This window comes from Aurantibacter aestuarii (genome assembly GCF_003008425.1).
GTDB lineage: Bacteria > Bacteroidota > Bacteroidia > Flavobacteriales > Flavobacteriaceae > Aurantibacter > Aurantibacter aestuarii.
On the sequence record NZ_PXOQ01000009.1, the window covers coordinates 424,858 to 450,805 of the forward strand.

The 25,948-nt window shown below is 30.7% G+C and carries 22 protein-coding genes; 12 read left to right on the top strand and 10 right to left on the bottom strand.

Annotation, left to right across the window (positions count from 1 at the left end; all coding sequences use genetic code 11):
- The first annotated feature begins 77 nt into the window (after positions 1 to 77).
- Both C7H52_RS08680 and C7H52_RS08685 read left to right on the top strand, forming a co-directional pair.
- Positions 78 to 1,829, top strand: coding sequence for a sodium:solute symporter (locus C7H52_RS08680; protein WP_106463506.1), 1,752 nt, complete (start codon positions 78 to 80; stop codon positions 1,827 to 1,829).
- Between the two features lies 1 nt (position 1,830).
- The gene (locus tag C7H52_RS08685) at positions 1,831 to 2,580 is read left to right on the top strand and encodes a hypothetical protein (RefSeq protein ID WP_106463507.1); all 750 of its coding nucleotides are present in this window, start codon (positions 1,831 to 1,833) and stop codon (positions 2,578 to 2,580) included.
- A 37-nt stretch (positions 2,581 to 2,617) separates the two neighbouring features.
- Here C7H52_RS08685 and C7H52_RS08690 read toward each other — a convergent pair whose 3' ends face one another.
- The 3 genes from C7H52_RS08690 to C7H52_RS08700 all read right to left on the bottom strand — a co-directional run bounded on the left by C7H52_RS08690 (position 2,618) and on the right by C7H52_RS08700 (position 7,729).
- Positions 2,618 to 4,405, bottom strand: coding sequence for a cytochrome-c peroxidase (locus tag C7H52_RS08690; protein ID WP_106463508.1), 1,788 nt, complete (start codon positions 4,403 to 4,405; stop codon positions 2,618 to 2,620).
- Position 4,406: 1 nt separating this feature from the next.
- Positions 4,407 to 5,882, bottom strand: coding sequence for an alkaline phosphatase PhoX (locus C7H52_RS08695; RefSeq protein ID WP_106463509.1), 1,476 nt, complete (start codon positions 5,880 to 5,882; stop codon positions 4,407 to 4,409).
- 230 nt (positions 5,883 to 6,112) lie between these two features.
- Positions 6,113 to 7,729 carry an aminopeptidase P N-terminal domain-containing protein gene (locus C7H52_RS08700; RefSeq protein ID WP_106463510.1) on the bottom strand — a complete coding sequence of 539 codons (1,617 nt, stop codon included), beginning with the start codon at positions 7,727 to 7,729 and terminating at the stop codon, positions 6,113 to 6,115.
- A gap of 112 nt (positions 7,730 to 7,841) precedes the next feature.
- Between C7H52_RS08700 and gcvT the strand changes: the two genes are divergently transcribed.
- The 7 genes from gcvT to C7H52_RS08735 all read left to right on the top strand — a co-directional run bounded on the left by gcvT (position 7,842) and on the right by C7H52_RS08735 (position 14,836).
- Positions 7,842 to 8,912, top strand: a complete 1,071-nt coding sequence (gene gcvT / locus C7H52_RS08705; RefSeq protein WP_106463511.1) for a glycine cleavage system aminomethyltransferase GcvT — start codon at positions 7,842 to 7,844, stop codon at positions 8,910 to 8,912.
- A 3-nt stretch (positions 8,913 to 8,915) separates the two neighbouring features.
- Entirely contained in the window at positions 8,916 to 9,830 is a 915-nt protein-coding gene (locus tag C7H52_RS08710; protein WP_106463512.1) for a glutaminase, read from the top strand.
- Positions 9,831 to 9,844: 14 nt separating this feature from the next.
- Positions 9,845 to 10,678 (top strand): sugar nucleotide-binding protein, encoded by an 834-nt coding sequence (locus tag C7H52_RS08715; RefSeq protein WP_106463513.1) that lies wholly within the window; start codon positions 9,845 to 9,847, stop codon positions 10,676 to 10,678.
- A complete protein-coding gene (locus C7H52_RS08720) occupies positions 10,675 to 10,962 on the top strand; it encodes a 4a-hydroxytetrahydrobiopterin dehydratase (RefSeq protein WP_106463514.1) in 288 nt (95 codons plus the stop codon). The genes C7H52_RS08715 and C7H52_RS08720 overlap by 4 nt, the downstream gene beginning before the upstream one ends.
- 9 nt (positions 10,963 to 10,971) lie before the next feature.
- On the top strand, positions 10,972 to 13,011 hold the full coding sequence (locus C7H52_RS08725) for a carboxy terminal-processing peptidase (protein ID WP_106463515.1): 2,040 nt from the start codon (positions 10,972 to 10,974) through the stop codon (positions 13,009 to 13,011).
- A gap of 2 nt (positions 13,012 to 13,013) precedes the next feature.
- Positions 13,014 to 14,048: an LIC11966 family surface protein gene (locus C7H52_RS08730; RefSeq protein ID WP_106463516.1), complete on the top strand. Its 1,035-nt coding sequence runs from the start codon at positions 13,014 to 13,016 to the stop codon at positions 14,046 to 14,048.
- Positions 14,049 to 14,125: 77 nt separating this feature from the next.
- Positions 14,126 to 14,836, top strand: a complete 711-nt coding sequence (locus tag C7H52_RS08735) for a YebC/PmpR family DNA-binding transcriptional regulator (RefSeq protein ID WP_106463517.1) — start codon at positions 14,126 to 14,128, stop codon at positions 14,834 to 14,836.
- Between the two features lie 109 nt (positions 14,837 to 14,945).
- Here the strand turns inward: C7H52_RS08735 and C7H52_RS13455 are convergent, their stop codons facing one another.
- From C7H52_RS13455 to C7H52_RS08750, 4 genes are all read right to left on the bottom strand, one after another.
- Positions 14,946 to 15,122 carry a hypothetical protein gene (locus C7H52_RS13455; protein ID WP_181256226.1) on the bottom strand — a complete coding sequence of 59 codons (177 nt, stop codon included), beginning with the start codon at positions 15,120 to 15,122 and terminating at the stop codon, positions 14,946 to 14,948.
- Between the two features lie 69 nt (positions 15,123 to 15,191).
- Complete coding sequence (locus tag C7H52_RS08740) at positions 15,192 to 16,376, bottom strand: porin family protein (RefSeq protein WP_106463518.1); 1,185 nt, start codon at positions 16,374 to 16,376, stop codon at positions 15,192 to 15,194.
- 62 nt (positions 16,377 to 16,438) lie between these two features.
- Positions 16,439 to 17,242 carry a pyrroline-5-carboxylate reductase gene (gene proC / locus C7H52_RS08745; protein ID WP_106463519.1) on the bottom strand — a complete coding sequence of 268 codons (804 nt, stop codon included), beginning with the start codon at positions 17,240 to 17,242 and terminating at the stop codon, positions 16,439 to 16,441.
- A gap of 134 nt (positions 17,243 to 17,376) precedes the next feature.
- Entirely contained in the window at positions 17,377 to 18,822 is a 1,446-nt protein-coding gene (locus tag C7H52_RS08750) for a BLUF domain-containing protein (protein WP_106463520.1), read from the bottom strand.
- 192 nt (positions 18,823 to 19,014) lie between these two features.
- Here C7H52_RS08750 and C7H52_RS08755 point away from each other — a divergent pair, with 192 nt between their 5' ends.
- Positions 19,015 to 19,461: a hypothetical protein gene (locus tag C7H52_RS08755; RefSeq protein ID WP_106463521.1), complete on the top strand. Its 447-nt coding sequence runs from the start codon at positions 19,015 to 19,017 to the stop codon at positions 19,459 to 19,461.
- Here the strand turns inward: C7H52_RS08755 and C7H52_RS08760 are convergent.
- Positions 19,458 to 20,474, bottom strand: a complete 1,017-nt coding sequence (locus C7H52_RS08760) for a helix-turn-helix domain-containing protein (RefSeq protein WP_106463522.1) — start codon at positions 20,472 to 20,474, stop codon at positions 19,458 to 19,460. The two genes, C7H52_RS08755 and C7H52_RS08760, sit on opposite strands and share 4 nt — an antisense overlap.
- Before the next feature lie 155 nt (positions 20,475 to 20,629).
- Here C7H52_RS08760 and fumC point away from each other — a divergent pair, with 155 nt between their 5' ends.
- Together fumC and hutI are read left to right on the top strand one after the other, a co-directional pair.
- Positions 20,630 to 22,027, top strand: coding sequence for a class II fumarate hydratase (gene fumC / locus C7H52_RS08765; protein WP_106463523.1), 1,398 nt, complete (start codon positions 20,630 to 20,632; stop codon positions 22,025 to 22,027).
- A 77-nt stretch (positions 22,028 to 22,104) separates the two neighbouring features.
- The gene (gene hutI / locus C7H52_RS08770) at positions 22,105 to 23,343 is read left to right on the top strand and encodes an imidazolonepropionase (RefSeq protein ID WP_106463524.1); all 1,239 of its coding nucleotides are present in this window, start codon (positions 22,105 to 22,107) and stop codon (positions 23,341 to 23,343) included.
- Positions 23,344 to 23,345: 2 nt separating this feature from the next.
- On the opposite strand, the gene C7H52_RS08775 is transcribed toward hutI, so the two are convergent.
- Positions 23,346 to 24,800, bottom strand: a complete 1,455-nt coding sequence (locus C7H52_RS08775; RefSeq protein WP_106463525.1) for a vWA domain-containing protein — start codon at positions 24,798 to 24,800, stop codon at positions 23,346 to 23,348.
- A gap of 95 nt (positions 24,801 to 24,895) precedes the next feature.
- Entirely contained in the window at positions 24,896 to 25,945 is a 1,050-nt protein-coding gene (locus C7H52_RS08780) for an AMP-binding protein (protein WP_106463526.1), read from the bottom strand.
- Positions 25,946 to 25,948: the final 3 nt, after the last annotated feature.

A 25,948-nucleotide genomic window follows, 5' to 3' on the forward strand; every position in this document is an offset into this window, starting at 1 on the left:
ACCCTTATACACCATAGTACTGGTGGCAAATGCATTATATCTCGTCGCTTTTTACATTATAACAAAAGCCTTTTAACATGCAAACAGTAGACTGGATTGTTCTTATAGGGACTTTACTAACCATAGTCATATATGGGACTTACCAAACCCGTGGTAGTAAAAATGTACAGGATTATTTAAAAGGTGGCAACACAAGTCCGTGGTGGACCATTGGCTTATCGGTTATGGCTACTCAAGCAAGTGCGATTACTTTTTTATCTACGCCAGGACAAGCATTTAACGATGGTATGGGCTTCGTACAGTTTTATTTTGGGCTTCCTATTGCGATGGTGATTATTTGTATGGTGTTTATTCCATTGTATCACCGATTAAAAGTTTACACAGCTTACGAGTTTTTAGAAAAACGTTTCGATAAAAAAACAAGAACATTAACTGCGGTGTTATTTTTGATACAACGTGGACTAGCTGCTGGAATTACCATTTTTGCACCTGCCATTATTTTATCGGCTGTTTTAGGCTGGAATTTACTGTTGCTTAACGTAATTATTGGTATTCTAGTCATTATTTACACGGTTTCCGGTGGTACCAAAGCCGTAAATGTGACACAGAAACATCAAATGGTAGTAATTTTTACAGGAATGGTTATTGCTTTTGTTTTAATTGTTTTAAAATTACCAGATAACATCACCTTTGGAAAAGCCATAGAAATTGCCGGAGCAAGCGGTAAAATGGAAGTCTTAGATTTTTCTTTCGATTTAAATAATCGCTACACAGTATGGAGTGGACTTATTGGCGGTACGTTTTTAATGTTATCTTATTTTGGGACAGACCAAAGTCAGGTACAACGTTATTTATCTGGTAAATCGGTTAAAGAAATGCAACTGGGTTTAATTTTTAATGGTTTATTAAAAGTCCCTATGCAGTTTTTTATTCTTTTGGTTGGTGTTATGGTATTTGTGTTTTATCAATTTAATGAAGCGCCTTTAAATTTTAATCCAACCGCTACAGAAGTGGTTTTAGACTCTGATTATGCAAGAGAATACCGAACTATAATAGATGAACAAAACGTGTTATTTGAACGTAAAAAAAAGGTATTGACAAATAATGCGACAGATAATTCTTTAGATGTTTTAGCTATAAACGAACGTGTAGAACGTAATAGAGAAAAAGCTCGTGAGTTAATAGATAAAGCTGGAGCCGATAAAAATATTAAGGTAGAAAGTAATGATAAAGATTATGTATTTATTCACTTTATACTAAACAATCTTCCAAAAGGTCTTATTGGTTTACTACTTGCCGTTATTTTAAGTGCGGCTATGTCTAGTACGGCGAGCGAATTGAATGCTTTAGCCAGTACCACCACTATAGATTTATATCAAAATGACAAAAACAAAAAAGAAGATCAACGTATGTTAAGTGCCTCACGTAAATTTACTTTACTTTGGGGTATATTAGCTATAGGAGTCGCCTGTGTTGCCAATTTAGCCGAAAATTTAATCCAGTTGGTTAATATTATTGGTTCTATTTTTTATGGTAATGTTTTAGGAATCTTTTTACTGGCGTTTTTCTTTAAACATGTTAAAGCCAATGCGGTATTTATATCCGCTTTAATTACTCAGCTTATCATCATTGGGCTATTTTTATTAAATGCTTACGAGTATATTAATTTGCCTTTTTTATGGCTGAATTTTGTGGGTTGTTTCTTAGCTATCATTATTGCTTTAATTTTATCCTTAAAAGATTCTAATACTAAAAGCAAAGGATTATTAGTTTTGTTTACAACCATCTTATGTGTTTTTGGTTATTTAATTTATTTAAATTCTATTTAAAATGAAAAGATTAGCTCTACTTCTATTGATTTCTATAAGTTCTTTAAATGCTCAAAATGAAGCTTTAGATTATATGGTTACACCAAAAAATGATACGATTTTTGGAAGCATTCAAAAAACTCAAATTATTCATTATAGTAATAATAAAACTCTAATGAAATCTGATATTTCAGAAGCAAAAAGCATTCTTAAAAATGATGTCGTTTATAATCAAATCAGCGAAAATTTTAAAGCAGACAAAACAAAAGACACTAAATTTTATACCGATAATTTTGTGTCTGAAAATAATTACAAATCAGACTTTATTGTAAACAAAGAGAACGATACGGTTTTTGGAAACATAAAATCACCACTTTTTGGACCAAAATTTATTAAAACTGAATCTGAAAAATTTAAAATTTGTACAGACGATAGTAAGTCTTACCGAAAAGATAATGTAGCGTATGACTTAAAAACTATAAGTTCTCCTATTCTATCTACAGAAAAAGAAGTCTTTTTAAAACGATTATATAAAGGAAAAGCTAACTTATACGCCTACAAAATTTTAAGAAGTGATGTAGGAACCGTTGAACCTAAAACATTTTATATAATTGAAAAAAACAATAAGCTACACCTTATTTCTAACAGCAATAGCAAGCAAGATTTAGTCGATCTTTTTATTGATAATTCTAAATTATCCGATTTAATTTTTGACGATTTCTATACTATTGAAAACATTTACTTGATACTAAAAGCTTACGATTTAGAATAAGTGATTAAACAGTTCGTAAATCACTTATTCAAAACCATTAGTCATCTTCTAAACTTTTCATAAAAGTAATCACATCTTTTACCTCTTTATCTGTCAGGTTTAAACTATCGCCTGGCAAGGTTTGGTATTCTAAATTTAAACCTAATCCTGCACCGCCACCATTATTATAAAAAGTCATAACCTGTTCTAAAGTTGTGTAAACTCCATTGTGCATATAAGGACTTGTTTTACTCACATTTCTAACCGTTGGAGTTTTAAAAAAATACTTGCGCTCTTCTGTATTAAATACATCGTAACGACCTAAGTCTGAATCTATCTCGGTTAGTGCTAAAGTGTCTTTGGGAACACCTAATAATTCAAATTCGGTTTCAGTAAAATCTGGTGGCACAGTACCATTAAATACCGGAGCAAAATGGCATGTAGCACATTTAGCTTTGCCCATAAATAAGTTAAAACCATTAATTTCAGATTTGCTAAGGTCGTTTTGTTTATTATTTATATTGTTGTCGAATTTAGAATTGAACGTATTTAAACTTCTAACATATTGTGCAATAGATTGTCTAATGTTATAGTCGGTCACTGTTCCATTATAAATGCTGTCAAATAATTTGTTGTAATTCACATCCTTTTTAACAACACTAACCAAATCTTTTAAATTGCTATGAAATTCATTGGTATTATTAACCACATCTACAATTTGCCCTTCTAAATTTCCTGTTCTACCATCATAAAAAAAACGTTGTTGCAAAGCTGCATAGGTTAAAGTAGGCGTATTTCTTTTCTGGTTTTTAAAAACAACCCTACCATCTGTAAACGATTTTTCGTTGATATGACAGGTTGCACAGCTCATTGTACCATTGGATGATAAATTTTTATCATTAAACAGCATTTTTCCTAAAGCAATCGTTGCAGTTTTAACTGAATCTTCTTGTTTATAGTCTGAAAAAAAGTCCATATTGAACGTCTCTTCAGAAAAAAATGACGTTATAGAACCATTAAATGCCAGATTATAAGGAAAATTAACATTCCAATCTTTTTTTGAGGCATTAATTAATTCTAACTGTTTATGCGAATGCTTTTTAATAAAATCGTATCTATTAAACCCTTCAAAATTTGAACTTTCTAGATTAGAAATACTTTGATCCAGTTCGTTTTGAAATGCTTCGTACAAGTCCAAGGATTTAAAGTTAGATTTATAAATTTCTAAAAGGTGTTTTAAACTTTTATACACCACAGCAGATTCCTCTAAAGATGCTTCTAAAACAGGAGAATCGAAACCTGTTATTCCAGTAAATGCCACACGAGCAATTGCTTCACGTAAAATCCAAAGAATATGGTAATCCTGTAATTTAAGTTGAGTGTTTTGATGCACAAAACCTAATCTGATTTTGGTTTTTTTAGCCTGAAGTTTAACTGCCTCAATAGAAAAAGGCGCTTCAAAAATAGTTTCTTCTAATACCTGATATCCAAAGGGTTGATTAATTTTAATATCGGTTGCATCTTCTTCTTCAACTTTAAGAATATTGGGTGCATTTAATGCTTTGTAATTATCCTTATCTGAAAACCCTAAAATGGGTTCTGCATACTTAAATTGAGTTCTGCTGGCTTTGTAAAATTTTAAAACATCAGATTTAGAGTTTGCATTCATTAACGAATCCAGATAAACCGTAGATAAATTTAAATGAGATTTGTAGGTTTGATTTAATAGCTCTAAGGCACTTAATGCTTCATAATCCTTACTAGCATCTTTTTTACAAGAAAAACTACAAAGGAAAAGACACACTAAATAAAAGTGTGTCTTTTTAATGTTTAAATAATAGTTCATTTTATTGTTCTAAACCTTCAATAACGTATAAAACACTACCTTCTTTTCTACTATTAAGATCAGGATTTGCATTAGGATCTGTAAACGCACTACCATCTGCTGGTTCCCAACCATGATTTTGTGTAATTACTATAAACGATCCTGGTTTTCCAGTTTGAGCAGAAATGTCTATCATCCCAGTAATTTCCCAAATGCTATTTTCTGAACCATAACCTTGAGCTGCTGCAGCAACCTGGTCACATTCTAATACTTTTTTAAGTTCTCCTGTATTAATATTATACTGGTATAAACTTGCATAGTGAGTTTTGTCGGCATTATCAAAATACCCATTAGGATCTTCTTGAATATAAACATAGTTTTCAGTAACTAAAACATTATCTGGACTATGAAACATTTTTGCTTTTCCATTGGTTAAATCGCCATCTAACACACAAGTAATGGTTCCTGCTCCAGAAGGATCATTCGCATTTAAAGTCACTTTATAAATACGCCCATATATGGTCCCTTTTCCAACTAAATCTGGTTTTTTACGTCCTGTTACTGCAAAATAAATCTCTCTGTTATTGCTTGCAGAACCTCTTCTCCAGTCAATATCTTCTAATCTAGAAAAACCCATAACGCCTTTAGCTTTAGCTTCAGCATCTAATAAGTTAATTTCTGTTTCTTGTAAGGCTACAAAATCGATTGGATAGGTTTGACCTTCTTGCATATCTACTTCAAAAGTAATTGAAGCATCGGTAACACGTAAACCAAATAATTGTCCATTAAACAAGTCTCCTCTATTGCCTACATACATTCCTAATTGTCCTGAAGGTACAGAATTATCTGAATGGTCGTCTCCTATGAAGGCTACCGTTTTTGTAGGATAAGCATCTTTTCCAATCACTACTGCATTTTCTGTAGACCATTGTCCGAAAGCAGGTAACATTTGTGCAAACGACGCAGAACTTGGATCTTTATCTGGATAAGTTGCAAAAACACCTTTAGAAGCACCGCCCCATTCGCCTCCAGATAAATAAACTGGTCCAAAACCATGTTCTTCTGGAGTTACTAAAGAACCAGAACATTGTGCCGTAAATCCAGTTGCTTGAGCATTTAAGATATATTCTCCCGCAACAGGCTTAAACGTTTGATCTAAAGTGATTCTTGCTATAGAATAATCAGCTTCAATATTATTAATTAAAGTAAAGGTATTATCTGAATTTTTTAGTAATCCAGCTCCATCTGCCATAGAACCATAAACAAAATTTGGGGTTTGTTCTAGAACGTCTTCTGAAGATATTAAAGGATACACATTAACATTAGAAAACTCCGATGTAGTTTTTAAAAAGTTAGGTGTGGTTGATAAAGCTTCAAATTTTACTAAATTTTGCTCTCCTACAGGTTGATTTGTTACAGCGTTGTCGTCGTCGGACTTACAAGCCAAAATACTTAATAGTGGTAATGCTATTAATGCGATACGATAATTTGGTTTCATAATTTTTGATTATTAATTTTTTTGCTAAGTAACAATCAAAATATGAGTAGAATATTATCTAAAACTTAAGAACTTATGAATAAATTGTTATGAATATTACCAAATGTTTAATACTTATAATTAATCTAAATAAGAAGGTTTAAGCTTTATTTCTATAATTTATAGCTATAAAAAAAGCCTCTAAAAATTTAATTTTTAGAGGCTTATAACAACTTTTTTATAAGCTATTATTAATCTATTTTAGGTAACACAAACTTATCTAACGGACTCGATTTTTTCATTAAGGCTTCAATCTCATCGGCTTTACGAGGTGCATCTGCACTTAAGTTTACCGGACCGTTTTTAGTAATTAATATATCGTCTTCTATACGCACGGCAATAGTCCACCATTTTTCGTCGCAAGGACTACCTTCGGGAATATAAATTCCTGGTTCTACAGTAATTACACTATTGGCTTTTAATGGCCCATAAGTTCCTGTGTCGTGAACATCTAAACCTATGTAATGCGAAACACCATGGGGTAAATAATTGTGTTTTTCATTTAAAGATTTAATTATCCCAAGTTCTAACAAGCCTTTATTAATTTCGGCTTGGCAAGCCGCATTACTTTCCCAAAATGCTGCACCAACTTTACAAGCAGCTATTCCAGCTTCCTGAGCTTTATACACAATATCATATATAGCACGTTGCTCTTTGGTAAATGTGCCATTTGCAGGAATAGTTCTAGTTACGTCTGCCGTATACCCATGATACTCTGCGCCTAAATCCATTAATACCAAATCATTATCTACTTTAGTTTTATTATTTTCTGTGTAATGCAAGACACAACCATTAGCACCAGCTCCAACAATACTTGGGTAACCTTCATATTCTACACCATATTTTTTGTAAACAAACTCATGTACACCTTGTATTTCCGTTTCCGACATTCCCGGATGCATAGCTTTCATAATTTCTATTTGACCTTGAGCCGAAATTTTCACAGCTTTGGTTAATAACTTTAATTCTTCAGCCGTTTTAATCTCTCTAAGTTCTGCCATAAAACCGCCTAACATTTTAGTGTTATATTTTGGTTGTTCTGCTTCTAAATTTAAGATGTAGGTTTTTACATCACTACGCTCACTGTCGTCTTTAGCATTTATATATTTTTTTATTTGGTCGTTGTTATTTAACTCTGGATACGTTACTGTATAACTTCCTATATTTTGTGCTACGTTTGCGCTATTCTCTATTGGTGTCGCTTTAATAACTTTGTAAACTTGCTCTTCTATTGGAGAGACGTCACTTTTAGAAAATCCAACTTTCTTTTTAAATGTAGAAATTAAATTATATAGGTCTGTACTGCTTCTGCCATCTCTATAATCATCTTTAAAATTATGAAATAGAATTGTGTTAAAAGAATTATAGTTTACATCAGACGTTATAAATGCTCCAGTATTAAGAACATAATCAAATCCTAATTCAGTTTTTGCTTTTTCTTCACCTAAACGACTTCCATTCCACATTTCTGCTCTAGGATCTTTTTCTTGTACATATAAAATATCATTATAAGACAAACCTTTTGCATTGGTTTGTTTTTCAGAAAAAATGACTAATACCGAATTTGGTTCTTTTAAACCCGTTAAGTAATAAAAATCCGGATCTTGATGATACACATAATCTACATCATTAGCTCTGTTTCTTACGGGATTAGAAAAGAAAACAGCCACAGTATTAGCAGGCATTTTAGCTCTTAAAGCTTCTCTTCGTTCTTTATGAAACTCTTTAGACAAATAATCCTTTGGCAAATTTTGTGCCTTTACAAACGTCGATAAAATAAATAATAAAGTAAAACAGTATATTTTCATAAGAGGTCATTTTAAGTGTGAAAATTAGTATTTTTTTATTAAATGTGACTTATTAAATAGGCTGAATTCACATTATTTTTCAATACTTTTGTTGAAACCATAAATTTAAAAAATGAAAAATACAGCTCTTACTGCCACTCACGAAGCACTTGGTGCAAAAATGGTGCCTTTTGCAGGTTACAATATGCCCGTACAATATGATGGTGTTACGGTAGAACATGAAGCCGTTAGAAATAGTGTTGGTGTTTTTGATGTTTCTCACATGGGAGAATTTTTAGTGGAAGGTCCGAATGCATTAGCTTTAATACAAAAAACCTGTACTAATGATGCTTCAAAATTAACTATTGGTAAAGCTCAGTATAGCTGTATGCCTAATGATAATGGTGGTATTGTAGACGATTTAATTATTTACAGAATAAAAGAAGAAACTTACCTTCTTGTAGTTAATGCTAGTAATATTGAAAAGGACTGGAATTGGTTGCAATCTAAAAATGATGTTGATGCTGAAATGCGTGATTTAAGTGAAAATTATTCACTTTTAGCCATACAAGGTCCTCAAGCGGTAAGTGCCATGCAAAGTTTAAGCTCTCACGATTTATCTCAAATTGAATTTTATAATTTTATTATTGGCGATTTTGCAGGTATTGAGCATGTCATTATTTCTGCAACTGGTTATACTGGTAGTGGCGGATTTGAAATTTATTGTAAAAACAGTGAAGTCAAACAAATTTGGGATGCTGTAACTAAAGCTGGTGCAAAACCAATTGGTCTAGCAGCAAGAGATACGTTACGTTTAGAAATGGGGTACTGCTTATATGGAAATGATATTAATGATGAAACATCTCCTATTGAAGCTGGTTTAGGCTGGATTACAAAATTCACAAAAGATTTTACAAGTTCAGATGTATTTAAAAAACAAAAAGAACAAGGTGTAGATCGCAAATTAGTTGCTTTTGAGTTAGATGAACGTGGAATCCCACGTCACGACTATGATATTGTAGATGGAAATGGAAAAAAAATTGGGGTAGTTACATCTGGAACTATGTCGCCTAGTTTAGGAAAAGGCATTGGTTTAGGCTATGTTCCAACCGTATTATCTAGCATAGGAAGCAAAATACATATTCAAATTAGAAAAAATGCTGTTCCAGCAACGGTAATTAAGTTACCTTTTTATAAAAAATAATGAATGATAGATTTTAAAAGCGTTTTAAAAGACATACAACATACTGTAACTCAAATTGAAGATAAAGGCGAAGTCGCTAACTATATCCCAGAGTTACAGCATGTCGATAAAAACGCTTTTGGAATCTATTTAAATGTTATTGGCAGCGAAGATTTTGAAATTGGTCAATCCCAAACTAAATTTTCTGCTCAAAGTATTACTAAAGTACTTTCATTAGCTTTGGCTGTATCTAAAAATGCCGATGAAGTCTGGAAACGTGTCGATGTAGAACCTTCTGGGAACCCTTTTAATCATATTTCACTTTTAGAAGTAGAAAACGGTTTTCCTAGAAACCCGTTTATAAATTCTGGAGCTATAGTTATTGCGGATATTTTGGTGTCTTCTTTAAAAAATCCTAAACAAGACTTTTTAGAATTTGTAAGACTTCTGGCTAATGATAATGACATTCATTACGACACAAAAGTTGCTCAATCTGAAAAAAATACAGGTTTTAAAAATTATGCAATTGCGAACCTGCTAAAGTCTTTTGATAATCTAAATAATGATGTAGATGTTGTATTAGACTTCTACTTTCACCAATGTTCGCTTTACATGTCTTGTGAGCAATTAACAAACGCTTTTTTCTTATTTGCTAATCATGGTAGATGCTTGTCTAATAAGTTGCATATATCAGCAAGTCAAGCTAAACGTATTAATGCCATTATGTTAACCTGCGGATTTTATGATGAAGCCGGAGAATTTGCTTTTGAAGTGGGATTACCTGGAAAAAGTGGTGTTGGCGGCGGTATTGTAGCATTGTTGCCTAACAAATTTATTATTTCTGTGTGGTCTCCAGGTTTAAATCCTAAAGGAAACTCTAAAATTGGCATGTCTGCTTTAGAACTTTTTACAACCAAAACCAATCTTTCTATTTTTTAAGCGTTTCGGTTATAATGCAAAACAATACTAAACATCGCATCTTAATATTTGGTGCCACAGGTTTTTTAGGCGATGCCATTTACAAGGAATTAAACGCCTATTATAAAACGTTTGGAACCTATCGTATGGAAACCCGTGCACTTCAAAAAAACCAGCATTTATTTCATTTTAATGTTGAAGAAGATGATGCGCTAGAAATTATTGAAGTGGTAAAACCGAGTATTATTATTTCCGCTATGCGTGGTGAATTTGGAGCTCAAATTGTAGCCCATTTACATATGATAGATTATGTAAAAGAGAATGATTGTAAACTTATATTCCTGTCTTCTGCCAATGTGTTTGATGCTTACAGCCAGTTTCCTAGTCATGAAAACGATAAAACTTTAAGTTTAAGTAAATACGGCTATTTCAAAATTAAAATTGAAAATAAACTATTACGACTACCTAAAAAAAAGTATGTAATTATTAGGTTACCCATGGTATTTGGAAAACAATCTCCAAGAATAAAGGAAATTAAAACATTTTATAAGGAAAAGCTTCCTATTGAAACTTTTCCTAACTTAATCATGAATGTGGCTACCGATAGTAAAATAACCCAACAAATACATTATATGATTAACCGAAATAAAACCGGTATCTATCATATTGGTAGTACAGATTTAGTGCATCACGAGGACTTTATAAAAGAAATCACTAAGCTTTTAGGATTCGAAAATCCTATTTTTAAGCGTGTTTATACAACAAATAACGATAGGTATTTGGCTGTGTTACCAAAAGACAATATCTTACCTAAACATTTACAATTTACAAGTCAATATATTTTAGACGAATTAAAACCAAACTTATGAAAGCATTTACTGAAAAAGAAATTACCGAAAAACTTAAAAATTTTCCAGAATGGGAATTTTATGATGATGCCATTCATACCGAAATTGAATTTGGCAATTTTAAAGATTGTTTTAGCGCTATGAGCCGTATTGCTTTTGAGTGTGAAGCATTAAACCATCATCCAGATTGGTCTAACACCTACAATGTGTTATCTATTTCATTATCTACTCATGATGCTGGTGGCGTTACACAAAAAGATTTCGATTTAGCTCAAGCTATAGAAAATATTGTAGAAGAAGACTAAACAATTTTAATGAAGCATTTTATAACCTGCGCAATTACACTATTCTGGTGTATAAGTCATTTTGCGCAAGATCAGCCTGTATTTTGTCAGCAGCTTCAGGCTTCTAAAGATGTCATTTTAACACAACATTACGCTTCAAAAGCTATAGATGATAGCTTATCTAAAGGTGTATTTTATTTGTTTTTAAACAAGTTAGATGAGGAAAAAGACTTTTTTTTTCAAGAAGACATCGATGTATTCAAAGCAGATGAATTTGAGTTAGACAATTATATTAATGAAAATAATTGCAGTTTTTCGGCTGTATATGCAAAAATATTAGAAAATAGATACCGTCAAGCCTATCATATTCTTGAAAAATTAAAAGATACTATTTTCGACTATTCTGGTAAAGTAACCTTAACTCCTGTTGCAAAGAAAGATTACAAATATTTTTCTTCAGAAAAAAAATTCACATCTTATCTTTCAAAAAAAATAGCTTACAATACACTAAGAGAGTTACTTTCTCAAAACGACTCTATTTCAACTCAAGATAAAAATTTTACTGACTTAGAAATAAAAGCCAGACATATCGTTATAAACAGAGAATTGTGTCAACTTAATACTTTTTTAAATCAATCTAATGGTGTTATAAATTTTGTAAACAACCAATTTCTAAGCGCATATTTTAATTATCAGGATCCGAATTCAGAATATTTTAGTGCTAATGAAAAAGAAGATTATGAAGGAAGTCTTTCAACCAATCAAGAATCATTTGGCATCATTCCTAAGAAAACAAAAAATGGTGAAATTGCCATAGATTATATAATACCAGGTAGTTCAGCTTATAAAAATGGGACTTTAAATGAAGATGATATCATTTTAGAACTAACAAGTGATGAAGACCAATTAGTTGTGACCTGTCTATCTTTAGAAGAATTATCTGTTTTTCTAAATAAAGAAAATCATACCACGACTCAATTCTTAATAAAAGATAAGAACAACAACATCAAAGAAGTTACTTTAACAAAATCTGAAATTAAAGTCACAGAGAATGCCGTTAGAGGTTTTATTTTAGGAGATAAAACTAAAATAGGTTATATCAAAATCCCTTCATTTTATACAGACTTCGATTCAAAAAATGGACGAGGTGTTTCTGCAGATATAGCAAAAGAACTCTATAAACTTCAAAAAGAAGGTATTGAAGCTTTAGTTTTAGACCTACAATTTAATGGCGGAGGTTCTATGCAGGAAGCTATAAACTTATCTGGGATGTTTATCGATAAAGGGCCATTAGCCATTTTAAAATTTAAAGACCAAAGCACTTATACCATTAGAGATCCTAGAAGAGGAACTTTTTTTAATAAACCAATAGCTATTTTAGTCAACGATTATTCGGCATCTGCATCCGAATTTTTTACAGCTGCCATGCAGGATTATAATAGAGCTTTAGTAGTAGGCTCTAAAACATTTGGAAAAAGTACGGCACAAAACATCGTACCTTTAAAAGAAGGAAGCGATTTAGGCTTTTGTAAAATTACGGTTGAAATGTTTTTTAGAGTTAGTGGAAATAGTCATCAAGCGATTGGAATTACACCAGACATTGAGCTACCTTCATTATATAAAAAAATGAATGTTAGTGAAGCATCAAAAGCATTTGTAATTCCAAATGATCGTCTAGATAATAGAGAATATTACAAAGCTTTTATAATCAAAAATTTAAAGGAACTTAAAGAAAATAGTTCTAAGAGAACCTCAAATAACTCCTATTTTAATAGTATTGAAAATAAAGGTGAAATGCTTTATAAACTTGTAAATGTACCCACAGCAAAATATGCTTTAAGTATTAATGGTATTAACGAACGTATAGAAAAACGTAAAAAAGCTTATGACACTATATTTTCAGAAAATGACATTGTACTAACTCCAGTTACAAATACAAAAGCTACAGAAGAATTTATTATATATAATACCGACGACAAAAATGAAAATGATTTTATAATAAACAATTTATCTAAAGACATTTATATAAACGAAACCTTTAATATTTTATTAGATTATTTAAACTTATAACCATGAAGACTAACCATTTCCTTTCATTAATTACACTTTTATTTTTTGTACCACTAAGCTATGCACAAACTTTTGACAGTGCTATAGATTATTTAAATTTTATAGGTAAAGAACAAACCGAAGTTACCAAAAGTATGTGGAAATACACCAAAGCAGTTGCACACAGCAAAAGAGATTCTAAAATTAGTAAAAGACGAGAACAATTATTAGATCAAATTGCAACTTCAAAAAAAAATATAACTAAAGCTAACGGTTTTGATGGTAATGATTTTAAAAATAATGTATTAGAACTTATAAGAGTAAACGAAAGTATCTTAAAACAAGACTATGCTCAAATTATAGACATGAAAGAAGTTGCAGAGCAATCTTATGATTTAATGGAGGCTTATATTTTAGCACAAGAACTTGCAGACAAAAAAATGGAAGAATCTCAAGCCACTTATGAAAAACAATTATTAGAATTTGCTGGTAAACACAAGATAAATATCGTAGAAAACGATAGCGATTTATCTAAAAAAATGGCAAAATCCAATGAAGTATTTAGCTATAATAACAAACTTTACCTACTATTTTTTAAAGTTTATATAAACGATGTCTATTTAAATGAAGCCATAAACACTAAAGATTTAAGTGGTATTCAACAAAATTCAAATGCTTTAAATATAGCTGCAAAAAATGGTTTAGAACAATTGGAAACTATGGAAGCCTATGGATCTGATAAAGCTTTATTAATAGCTACAAAAGAGGTTTTTGACTTTTATGTTTCTATGACCACTAACGATATACCTAAGCTTATTGATTTTCATATTTTGGAAGAAGAGTTTAAAACCTTAACAAATTCGATAGAACAAACGCCTGCAAAGAAAAGAACAAAAGAGCAAATAGATACTTATAATAAAAAAGTGAAAGCATTTAATAATGGAGTTGCCACCTTTAATAAAACCAATCAGAACTTAAATAATAATAAGCAACGTATTTTTAACGATTACGAGGACTCTAAACAATCTTTTTTAAGTCGCCATATCCCTAACGATTAATTTGCTATTTAAACAAAAAAACATAATTTTGAACTAGTAATAAGAAAACACACGCTTAGGCGATAAAACACATCACTATGGGAAGAGCTTTTGAGTTTAGAAAAGCACGTAAAATGAAACGTTGGTCTGCTATGAGTAAAGCATTTACTCGTATTGGAAAAGATATTGTTATGGCTGTTAAAGAAGGTGGACCAGATCCAGATTCTAACTCCAGATTAAGAGCGGTTATACAAAATGCTAAGGCTGTAAATATGCCTAAAGACAATGTAGAACGTGCTATTAAGAAAGCTAGCGAAAAAGGTCAGGGTGATTATAAAGAAGTAATTTTTGAAGGTTATGCACCTCATGGAATAGCCATACTTGTAGAAACAGCAACAGATAATAATACCAGAACTGTAGCTAATGTAAGAGCTTGTTTTAATAAATGTGATGGAAGTCTTGGAACTTCGGGTTCTGTGGTTTTCATGTTTGATCATACCTGTAATTTTAGAGTAAATGCTGAAGGCTTAGATCCTGAAGAATTAGAATTAGAACTTATAGATTTTGGTGCTGAAGAAGTCTTTAACGATGAAGATGGCATTATTATTTATGCACCTTTCGAAAGTTTTGGAGCATTACAATCTGAATTAGAGCGTCGTGAAATAGAAATTTTATCTTCCGGTTTTGAACGTATTCCACAAGTTTTAACCGAGTTAACTGAAGAGCAACAAGCAGATGTTGAAAAATTATTAGAACGATTGGAAGAAGATGATGATGTACAAAACGTTTACCATAATATGAAAGAATAATTTTCTTCGCTATAAAACACAAAAACGCTTCAAATTACCTGAAGCGTTTTTTTACACATAAAAAAAGGAATGCTTATGCATTCCTTTTAAATTTATTATTAGTGACGTATTAAGCTTTATTCTGCTTAGCCTTACGTTCTTCCATGATTTCTTTTACACGTTCAATTAAAGAACCGCCAATCCAATATGGCACTACAAAAGTTGCTAAAAAGATTAATAACCAAAAACCAATGGTTAAAATGGTTAAAAATGCTAAAAATCCTAAATATTGGTCAAATTCGAACATAATTCGTGTGTCTTATTAATTGATAACTCTGCAAATATAAAACATTGCTTTTTTTAATACAATATTCTACTAAAATAAATTATAACTTAATCCTAGAGATAGATTATTAAATTTTGAATTAACACTTCTAGCTTGAATTAATTTTTTACCAAGTTCATAGTTTAGCTCAACCGTAAACTTATTATTAAATGTATATCCTGCACCAAGACTATAAAAATTTCCTGGATCAATAAATAATTGTTGTGTTAGTGATTCGGAATAAATTATTTTAGAATCAGAATTATTGGTAAAAGTAAAATTTAGTGCGGCATTAAGCGATATTTTTGAATTAACATTTAAAAACATATAATGTTTAAACCCAATTCTTGAAACAATAGCACTGTAATTTATTTTTATATTCTCAAATCTTTCATTGCTTACATTTTCTTCAAGTTTCTCATAATATGGAAAGATATAAAACGACCATTTATCATTATTAAAACCAAAAACATATTCAAATTCAATTCCATAACTTAGATAAATTTCATTATCAGTGTCTAAATTTAAAATTGAAACTTCTTCTGTAGAAATAGAAAAGTTTGATTTGTTTAAAGCGATTTTTGGAGATAATGATATTTTTCCTTTGTTAGACTCTTTTTCTACATCTACAAAATTCTCATTGTCACAGTTATTATACGTATTAAATATTTTTTTAAAACTGTATAATTCATATTTTAAAGTTTGGATATCTTCTGTCTTAATTTTGTCACAATTTAAAAGAGTTAGCAATTGTGATTTGTAGTAATCATTTTTTAAAATTTGATTTTCAGCATTTAAATAAGGTTTAAAAACTAACTGTTCTATAGAGTCATTTTTATCATAAAAAAATCTATTTTTTTTAGAATCTTTAAATTGATACAAGTTTATATTGCCCTTAGAAATTAATTTTAATAAAACAGTCTCTTTTTTAAAATTAGGCTCCTTATTTTTGGTTAGATTATTGACTAGCTCAGATGAATGGTCTATGAGCACTTCCGCTTTTTTAAAAGTTAAATTACCTATAGTGAACGATTGAATATTTTCAAAGCTAATTATCTCATTATCTGAATTTAAATCAGATTTAAATCTAATTTCGGTTGGGTTATATTTCCAATCTAAATTTTTAATTAAACCTACATTTTTAACACCTTCTGCATTAATAAAGTATCCTGGTTCAAAAGTATTTTGAGATATTAGAATTATCGGAAAAAATAAAAAGAATAATAGTTGCTTCATGATTGGTTTTTAATTTTCCAGCAAATATATAATATTGGTAAAAGTTCCAACGATTTTTTATTTTAATATTTCCCACTCATCTCTACTGCTCTATCAAAAGCAGCAAATGCAGCATCTTTAATTAACTCTTCCACTTTGTTTTCTTTCATAGAGTCCAAAGCTGCTCTTGTTGTTCCTCCTTTACTCGCCACACGATTCATCCAACCCGTTGGGCTTAAATCGCTTTCTTTAAATAATTTTACCGCTCCTTCAAAAGTTTGAGTAACTAGGACTTTACTGTCATTTTGTGAAAACCCCATTTTTAAAGCGGCTTGCATCATGCTTTCCATAAAATAAAATACATAAGCTGGTCCACTACCGCTAATTCCTGTGCTTTTATCTATAAACATTTCATTTTCAACATAAATAGCTTCACCAGTCGTATCTAATAACTTAGAGATGGTTAATAGTTCTATTCGGCTTACCTCTTCACTTGGAGTATAAGACGTCATTCCCAAACCTACTTTTGCTGGTAAATTAGGCATTGCTCTTACCACTTTATTTATTCCTAAACCGCTTTGGATAGCTTCTATAGATACACCTGCCATTAATGACACAACAATCTGGCTTTGGTTTACAGAACTTTTCATAGTGTCAAACAAATCCATTGCATGATAAGGTTTAACCACTAAAAAAATAACGTCTACTTCTTCTACTGCTTTTTGTAAATTGTTACAAACCTTAAATAATTTTTTCTTTTTTAATTTAATGGTTTGCACTTCAGATGCATCATAAATTAAAATTTCTCCATCAATTAAACTAGATTTACTCATACCTTTGGCATAAGTATATCCCATGTTTCCTCCGCCAATTACTAAAACTTTCATAATATATTTTTATTTACTGCAAAACTATGTCTATTGTTGGTTTTTATCAAAAATAGGATGTTATAATATTGTTATAATGCAAAACCGTCTAAAACAATATGTTTTAGACGGTTTTATTATACTAGAGATTGTTGCTATTTATTGACTTGCTCAACCAACAAATGATTTCTTGTTTTCTCCCAAAAATGAGAGGCACTCAATCCTTTGTGTTTTAATAAGTCTAAAGAAATTTCTGGATTTAAAAATTTAATTGCTTTTTGGTCTTTAAAAAATGAAGGACTATTATCTATAAGTGCCATACTCCATTCTTTAAAATATCGGCCAGCCTTAACACCTTCATAAAGTTTTATCACATTTTTATGCCTGTCATCTTTAGAAATTTTTTTCATTAATTTTAAAATATCATCTTTTGGTCCCTCTAATATTTGAAAGAAATAAGAATCATGATAAATTAAACAGCCATTAATTCCCTTTTTTAAATTATTAATACGAGATACTTCAATAATATCAGAAATATCTTCTGCATTAATTTTTGAACTTGCTTTAGAATAATAACAATATTCAAACGTTGGATGTGTTAAATGGTGGTGTTTCTTGTATTCTGTGGGCAATAAACCATACCGCTTGGCAAAAATCTTTGAAAAATAACTGCGACTATTAAAACCAATATTGTAAACAATTTCGGACATTGATAAGTCGGTCGTTTCAATAAGTTCTTTGGATTTTAATATTCTTAAATTGGTTATAAATTTATTTACACTTTCATCAAAAAACAATCTAAATCCTAATTGTATTTTCTTTTGATTTAAACCACTTACTTTTTCTAACTCTGATATAGTTAATGTTGATGATAAATTGTTGGTAATATATTCACTTAAAGCTATAATTTTTGAACGTTCCGTTTGATTAAGCTTAGACTCTTTAGAATCAGTATTAAATTCGCTAGAATTATAACTTTTAAATTGAGCAGATAGCATTTTAAAAACAGAAGCTTCAAATACAAGTCTGTTTGCCAGACCTATTAAATCGTTATTTATAATTTGCTTAAAATACTTACTACAATCTAAACTAATTTCTCCAAAATAAGCATAGCTTTTACTACGGTCTACATTAGCAATTAAATCTTTAAGTAAATGAGATAAACGGCTTGTTTTTACAAAATTGGTATAGTCAATAATTTGACTGGTAATTGAGATAATACTCATTCTAACCATGGATTGATCCTTAAAGTAAAATTGACTTGAATAGTAGTCATTACCACCTAAAATAACATTTTGTAATCTATGAATTTCCTTCTTTTCATTTTCTGATGAAAATTTATGAGAAATACTTCCTTCAAAACAAAACACAAAATGTAATGCTTCTGTTAAATTAAAAAAATTATCAATTTTAAATCCATTTTTGATGTGCGCATCAATAGTTAAAATTTCTAAACCAGGAAAAAGCTTTACTGCTTTAAAACTTCCGTTAAGCTCCTGATTATCAACGTTTAAAAAACATCCCTCTTTAGTTTCGCTTAAAGGAGAATTAAATTGAAGGGATAATGTTCTAAGAATATTAAAGGTATCTGTTGTCTGCATCAATTAGTTTCATACTTATCGAAGGATAAAATTATCTACTTTTTATGAAAGTGTATAACAATTTCAAAAATTAATTTAACACTTTTGAATAATTAACTATTATTCTCATCAAATATTTTGTGTTAATTATATACCCGATTGAGCTCAAAAAATGCTAAGTATTAAAATAACTTTGAAAAAAAGTTGAGTCTTATGAAGTCTAATAGCGAATTACTAGAAAATTTAATTTTACAGAATATTAATTTTAAAGATGTTATAAGTGCTTTTGCTGAAGGCGATAAATATCCTATTTTAAAGAATGATTTAAGAGAGCAAATTCAAGGGAAAATTGCTGCTATAACAGAACTTGAAGACGCCTATTTAAATTTAAAAATTTCTCATCTAACTTTTGAAGAAGAAAAAATTTCTATAGAGCCAATTTTCTGGATTAATCTAACGGATTTACATAATAAAAGTACTCTAGGAGACACTATAACATATATTAATAACTCATATGCTAAAGCTATTAAAGATTACGATGAGTTAATTTCTCAATCTAATCAAAACCAAGAGTTATTTAATTTACTGCTGCTACAAAAAAATAACCTTATGACAAGTTCAAATCGTTTAAACTTTCATTTGGTTAACCAATCTGCTTAGTCACGAAGTTCGTTTGGTGATAGTTTAAAAAAGTTTTTAAACGATTTACTAAAGTGGCTTTTATTAGAGAAGCCTACTTTATCTGCTATTTCAGAGATAGATAATTCCGTTTTTCTTATCAATTTAGATGCTTCTACCAACCTGTGGTGAATGACATATTCTTTTACAGACATACTATAAAAATATCTAAATCCTTGCTGAAGCTTATTTTTGTTTAAGCCAAATTTTTGAGCAAGATCACTAACTTTTAAATCTTCAGAAAGATTATTTATAATATATTCTCCTGTTTTCTCAATAATTTCAATTTCGTTGGTTCTAAATATTCTACTTTGTTCATTAGATAAAAAATCGTCTTCAAATAATTCAATCTGATTTACAAAAATATCTAAAGCTTTACTTTCTAAAAATAGTTTTCTAACCAGTTTTTTATCGGTAAATAAATCAATAGAATTAAAAAGATTTAAAAAAGCCAATCCATAATAACCTTCATGATAAAACGATTTTAAGGCTTTCTGGTCTATAATTAAATCTTTTAGCATTGGAGATAGGTCTTCCAATTCACATAAACTACTTTCAATAAATTTCTTTCTGTCTATTTCTAAGCTCACCAAATAAGAAGGTTCATCTTTTTTAAACCTTAATACATGTCCGCCATTATTACTACTGGCAACCATAGCACATTTGTTTTTCTTTAAAATATGAGTATTGCTTTCTGATGAAAACTCGTGCTCTATAGGACCATCAACTGTATATAAATATTTTATTGGGTGAATATCATCTTTTGTAAAACGAATTTCACAATCCTTATTAAACGTGCATCTATAAATAATTAATCCTAAACCATTGCTAAAATTTATCCCTCTAATTTCGCCCTCTCCAACAGAATCTGGTAGGTTAATGTAATATTCACTACAAACCTGTTTTAATTCTACATTAAATGCTTCAGAAAAATCTTTTATAACGTCTTTAAATGGTAACGAACTTACCTTAACAATTTCTTGATTTGAACTCATGTGGTTAGTTTATTTTGCGAACTTAATCAATAATTTTTCAACACTTTACCTCATTCAAGTAAACTGTAAGGATATATAACAATTAAGTTAATATTTAGGTGTCAATTTATCTAAATTTCTTAAATTCGTAGCTATAAATATACACAAATAATACTATGGCATTTAGAATTGAAAAAGATACAATGGGTGATGTAAAAGTACCTGCAGATAAGCTTTGGGGCGCACAAACTGAACGCTCAAGAAATAATTTTAAAATTGGCGGAGCAGCTTCTATGCCATTAGAAGTGGTTTATGGCTTTGCTTATTTAAAAAAAGCAGCAGCGTATACCAATTGTGAATTAGGTGTTTTAGATGAAGAAAAAAGAGATTTAATATCGAAAGCTTGTGACGAAATTTTAGATGGCAAACATGATAACGAATTTCCTTTAGTGATTTGGCAAACCGGTTCTGGTACACAAAGTAACATGAATGTAAACGAAGTCATTGCCAACAGAGCGCAGCAATTAGCAGGACGTGTGGTTGGTGAAGGAGAAAAAGTAATTGCTCCAAATGATGATGTGAACAAATCACAATCGTCTAACGATACCTTTCCTACAGGAATGCATATTGCAGCTTATAAAAAAATAGTAGAAACTACGATTCCTGGCGTTATAAAATTAAGAAATACGCTTAATGATAAAGCACAAGAATTTAAGAATGTAGTAAAAATTGGAAGGACTCACTTAATGGATGCTACTCCACTTACTTTAGGACAAGAGTTTTCTGGATATGTGTCCCAATTGGATCACGGACTTAAAGCTTTAGAAAATACCTTAAGTCATTTAAGTGAATTGGCTTTAGGCGGAACTGCGGTTGGAACAGGATTAAACACGCCTAAAGGATACGATGTTTTAGTTGCAGAATATATAGCGAAATTTACAAATTTACCATTTATAACAGCTCCTAATAAATTTGAAGCTTTAGCTGCTCATGATGCTATTGTAGAATCTCATGGTGCATTAAAACAACTGGCTGTTTCTTTAAATAAAATAGCTAACGATATTAGAATGATGGCTTCTGGACCTAGAAGTGGTATTGGAGAAATTATTATTCCTGCAAACGAGCCAGGAAGTTCTATTATGCCAGGAAAAGTAAACCCAACGCAATGTGAAGCTTTAACTATGGTTTGTGCTCAGGTTATGGGTAACGATGTAGCCATTACTGTTGGTGGAACCCAAGGACATTATGAGTTAAATGTATTTAAACCTATGATGGCAGCTAATATTTTACAATCGGCTCAACTTATTGGTGATGCTTGTTTAAGCTTTGAGGAGCACTGTGCTGCAGGTATCGAACCAAACCATCAAGTCATTAAACAATTATTAAACAATTCTTTAATGCTTGTTACTGCTCTAAATACTAAAATAGGTTATTATAAAGCTGCTGAAATAGCAAATACAGCTCACGCTAATGGCACTACTCTTAAAGAAGAAGCTATAAACTTAGGCTATGTTACAGCTGAAGACTATGATGAATGGGTGAAACCTGAAGACATGGTTGGAAGTTTAAACTAACCTAACCAATAATATCAACTAAAAAATCCTGTAAAGTTCACTTAACCTTACAGGATTTTTTCTGTATTTTTGAAACTATGACAACACTATTTATACATATCAAACAACTTATACAAGTAAGAGAAAAAGGACTTTTAAAAGTTTCTGGTAAGGACATGAAAACCTTACCATTTATAGAAAATGCCTATTTACTCATTGAAAATGATAGTATAAAAGATTTTGGGCCTATGGCAGACTGTCGCTCTACAAAAGCCGATACTATTATAGATGCCACAGGAAAAATAGTTATGCCTACTTGGTGCGATTCTCATACTCATGTGGTATATGCTGGTAATCGCGTACAAGAATTTGTAGATCGCATAAATGGCTTAAGTTATGAGGAAATTGCTAATCGTGGTGGTGGTATTTTAAATTCTGCGGAACAACTTCAAAATACGACGGAAGACGATTTATACAAACAATCTTTGGCACGTGTTAAACAATTGATGGCTTTAGGTACGGGTGCTATAGAAATAAAGTCTGGTTATGGCTTAACGGTAAACGCCGAACTGAAAATGCTTCGTGTAATTAAGCGACTAAAAACCGATTTAAAAATAGCTATTAAAGCCACGTTTCTTGGGGCGCATGCGGTACCAAAACACTTTAAAGACAATAAACAAGGCTATTTAAATGAAATCGCTACTAAAATGCTTCCAAAAATTAAAGATGAACAACTTGCAGATTATATCGATATTTTTTGTGAAAAAGGCTATTTTGATTTGGACGATACCGACTTCATTTTAACTGAAGGAAAAAAATACGGATTAACACCAAAAATACATGTTAATCAATTTAATGCGTTTGGTGGCGTTGCATTAGCAGTAAAACACAAGGCTTTAAGTGTCGATCATTTAGAAGAATTAAATGAAAATGATATTGAAGCTTTAAAAAATTCTAATACCATGCCTGTTGCTTTGCCTTCATGCTCTTATTTTTTAAGTATTCCATACACACCTGGAAGAGCACTAATTGATGCTGGTTTACCATTAGCTTTGGCTACCGACTTTAATCCCGGCTCAACACCAAGTGGAAATATGAATTTTGTAGTTAGTACAGCTTGCATAAAAATGAAATTAACACCTGAAGAAGCTATTAATGCCGCAACATTAAATGGGGCGTATGCTATGGACTATAGTAATGACTTAGGAAGTATAACAATTGGAAAAAAAGCCAACATTATACTTACCAAAGCCATCCCGAGTTTCCATTATTTACCTTACGCTTTTGGTGAAAACTGTATTGATAAGGTGATGATAAATGGTGAGTTTATTAGTTAAAATTAAACTTTTACGACACTATAGGTTTCAATAAGTCGTACAATTAAATCATTTAACTTTTCAACTTTAAAGTCTTTTGTACTAGCTTTTAAGTGCTTGTTTCCAATCCCGCTATCATCTGTTAGAAATACATACGTTCCATTGGTTGAAACGCTAAAGAAACGCATTAAAAACTCAACATCTTTATTAGCTCCACTAGCTACAATAGGTATAATTTTAATACCTTTTTCTTGAGCCAATTGAATTTCTTTTTTTATTAACACGACATTTTCTTGTGTAAAATGTGGTGGTGCGTCCAGCAATAAAAAAAGAAGTTTAGCATTAGAGTTTGTATTCCAATCCTGATTTAAAGAAACTTTTAAAGCTTCCTCTACCGCTTCTTCATAATCTCCGCCTCCACCTGCATTCTGCATCATTAAATTCTTTTGGATTTTTGAGATATCTACAGAAAAATTAAAAGCTTTAGTTACATAAGCATCTCCAAAATCTCTATAAAATGTAAGTGCCAATCGTTTTTGTTTAATTGAAGCATCTACTCTATTTATAATATTTGCTAATTCTGCTTTTAAATAATTTATTTCATCTCCCATAGAACCTGTAGCGTCAATTGTAAACATAATATCTACTGCATTGGCATTGTTTTGAGTTTTACTGGTAAACTCTATTTTAGTTTCGTCTCCTAGTAATCGTTTGCCTATAACACGTCCGTTTTCTATCATTTGTATGGTATAACAGGTGTTAGCTTCTTCTTCAAATACATCTTTAAACAGGACTGTTTTACCATTTATATCTGTTCGTGCTGCCATTATAAGCTGTAAATCGTCATTAAATAACTTAACTAAAACATTAGATACTGGTTGTTTTATTTCATTTAAAACATGTACTTCAATCTTATCAGTTAAACCAAAACCCCATTTAGTTTTTAAATTAAAAAACTGTTCTTCTTTAAGTAGGTCTTTCCATTCATTCCATTTTTTTAAATCATTTATTTCTCCTGCAGTTAACTGACTATGATTTATTTGAGCATTATAAACAGATTTACTTATTTTTTTAAAGGTATCATCACTCGAAACTGCCAACCCTGAAGCTTTACCAGATAGCGCTTCTACTACGGAAGTTTTACTACGCTTAATACCTAATGCTGTTACAACAACTTCCTCTAAATGCACATCGGGATGTAAAGAGACATTCATTTGAGGATTAGAAGTCACTATTTTTTCTACACTTTTATAACCCACATAATTAAATTGAAGTGTATCACCTACGGAAGCTTTAATTTCAAAAACACCATCAAAATCAGTACTTATACCAATTGTAGTTCCTTTAATAATAATGGTTGCAGATGGTAATGGAATATTTCTTTCATCTGAAACGATACCATTAACTGTAATTTCTTGAGCTAAAGAAGTTGAAATCCCAAAAAGAGATATTATTGTAAGTAATGCTAGTGTTTTCATATGCTTTGGTTTTTAAGTTTACGGTAAAACTATAACCAAAGCTGTTGTTATAAAATAAGAAATGAGTGTAGCTGCTTAAATGGCAAGTAAACGATCTAAGACAATAAGTTTAAGGTTTGTTGGCGTTGAATTTTACCGGAAGCAGTTTCTACAAATCCTGGTACAAAATAAACGTGTTTTGGAATTTCTGCTTTATTAAGGTCTTTATATACATGAGAATCTATTGGAAATGTTTCTCCTTCTATAATTAAAATAACTTCTTCTCCAAAAGTAGAATTAGGTTGTGAGGCTATAAAAAAAGGCACGTCTAAATAAGGCTCTAATTTTGCTTCAATATTTTCAGGAAAAAGTTTTAAACCGCCAGAATTAATAACATGATCTACTCGACCTAACCATTCAAATTCGGTGTCAGAATATAAATTTACAACGTCATTAGTAATAATAGTTTCCTTGGATATGTTAGGAGCATCTATTACCAAACAATTTCTTTCATCTTGAGAAATGGTTATGTCTGGTAAAATTTTAAAATAAGGTTTGTAATCTACTTTATTTAAAGGTTTAATAGCAATATGGGTAATGGTTTCTGTCATTCCATATGTTTCATAAACAGAAGCTTTAATTTGCTGTAATTCGTGTTTTAAGCTATGGGGAATACTTCCACCGCCAACAATTACGATAGAAAACTGATTTAAAATATCTTTATTTTTATCGACCTGAGAAGGAATCATTGCTACAAAATCATATCCTTTAGAACTTAAATCTAAATCTATTTTAGGTAATATGGTATCTATTTCCAAACCTAAAACCATCGCACGAACCAGCATCATTTTTCCAGCTATGTAGCTAACTGGCAAACATAACAACGCTGTTTGTCCTGGAATTAAATTAAAATATGTACCGGTTGCTAATGCAGAAGCTTTCATGGCTTCTTTGCTTAAATGAATGCTCTTGGGGTCTCCGGTAGAACCAGAAGTCTGCACTTTTAGAGTATCATTATCATCTAGCCAGTCAATTAAAAATCGGCCAATTTCAGCTTCAAAATCGTTAGATTTATCTATAAAGCTTTGTGCTTTTTGTAATAGACTTTGCTTGGTATAAGAAACGTTATCTAATTTAAAAGCCTTATGTAAGCTATTTGCTTTCACTAA

What these genes read in the sequence shown, in the direction of transcription:
- C7H52_RS08680 (WP_106463506.1), top strand. Translation starts at nt 78, where the DNA reads ATGCAAACAGTAGACTGGATTGTTCTTATAGGGACTTTACTAACCATA.
- C7H52_RS08685 (WP_106463507.1), top strand. Translation starts at nt 1,831, where the DNA reads ATGAAAAGATTAGCTCTACTTCTATTGATTTCTATAAGTTCTTTAAAT.
- C7H52_RS08690 (WP_106463508.1), bottom strand. Translation starts at nt 4,405, where the DNA reads ATGAACTATTATTTAAACATTAAAAAGACACACTTTTATTTAGTGTGT.
- C7H52_RS08695 (WP_106463509.1), bottom strand. Translation starts at nt 5,882, where the DNA reads ATGAAACCAAATTATCGTATCGCATTAATAGCATTACCACTATTAAGT.
- C7H52_RS08700 (WP_106463510.1), bottom strand. Translation starts at nt 7,729, where the DNA reads ATGAAAATATACTGTTTTACTTTATTATTTATTTTATCGACGTTTGTA.
- gcvT (WP_106463511.1), top strand. Translation starts at nt 7,842, where the DNA reads ATGAAAAATACAGCTCTTACTGCCACTCACGAAGCACTTGGTGCAAAA.
- C7H52_RS08710 (WP_106463512.1), top strand. Translation starts at nt 8,916, where the DNA reads ATGATAGATTTTAAAAGCGTTTTAAAAGACATACAACATACTGTAACT.
- C7H52_RS08715 (WP_106463513.1), top strand. Translation starts at nt 9,845, where the DNA reads ATGCAAAACAATACTAAACATCGCATCTTAATATTTGGTGCCACAGGT.
- C7H52_RS08720 (WP_106463514.1), top strand. Translation starts at nt 10,675, where the DNA reads ATGAAAGCATTTACTGAAAAAGAAATTACCGAAAAACTTAAAAATTTT.
- C7H52_RS08725 (WP_106463515.1), top strand. Translation starts at nt 10,972, where the DNA reads ATGAAGCATTTTATAACCTGCGCAATTACACTATTCTGGTGTATAAGT.
- C7H52_RS08730 (WP_106463516.1), top strand. Translation starts at nt 13,014, where the DNA reads ATGAAGACTAACCATTTCCTTTCATTAATTACACTTTTATTTTTTGTA.
- C7H52_RS08735 (WP_106463517.1), top strand. Translation starts at nt 14,126, where the DNA reads ATGGGAAGAGCTTTTGAGTTTAGAAAAGCACGTAAAATGAAACGTTGG.
- C7H52_RS13455 (WP_181256226.1), bottom strand. Translation starts at nt 15,122, where the DNA reads ATGTTCGAATTTGACCAATATTTAGGATTTTTAGCATTTTTAACCATT.
- C7H52_RS08740 (WP_106463518.1), bottom strand. Translation starts at nt 16,376, where the DNA reads ATGAAGCAACTATTATTCTTTTTATTTTTTCCGATAATTCTAATATCT.
- proC (WP_106463519.1), bottom strand. Translation starts at nt 17,242, where the DNA reads ATGAAAGTTTTAGTAATTGGCGGAGGAAACATGGGATATACTTATGCC.
- C7H52_RS08750 (WP_106463520.1), bottom strand. Translation starts at nt 18,822, where the DNA reads ATGCAGACAACAGATACCTTTAATATTCTTAGAACATTATCCCTTCAA.
- C7H52_RS08755 (WP_106463521.1), top strand. Translation starts at nt 19,015, where the DNA reads ATGAAGTCTAATAGCGAATTACTAGAAAATTTAATTTTACAGAATATT.
- C7H52_RS08760 (WP_106463522.1), bottom strand. Translation starts at nt 20,474, where the DNA reads ATGAGTTCAAATCAAGAAATTGTTAAGGTAAGTTCGTTACCATTTAAA.
- fumC (WP_106463523.1), top strand. Translation starts at nt 20,630, where the DNA reads ATGGCATTTAGAATTGAAAAAGATACAATGGGTGATGTAAAAGTACCT.
- hutI (WP_106463524.1), top strand. Translation starts at nt 22,105, where the DNA reads ATGACAACACTATTTATACATATCAAACAACTTATACAAGTAAGAGAA.
- C7H52_RS08775 (WP_106463525.1), bottom strand. Translation starts at nt 24,800, where the DNA reads ATGAAAACACTAGCATTACTTACAATAATATCTCTTTTTGGGATTTCA.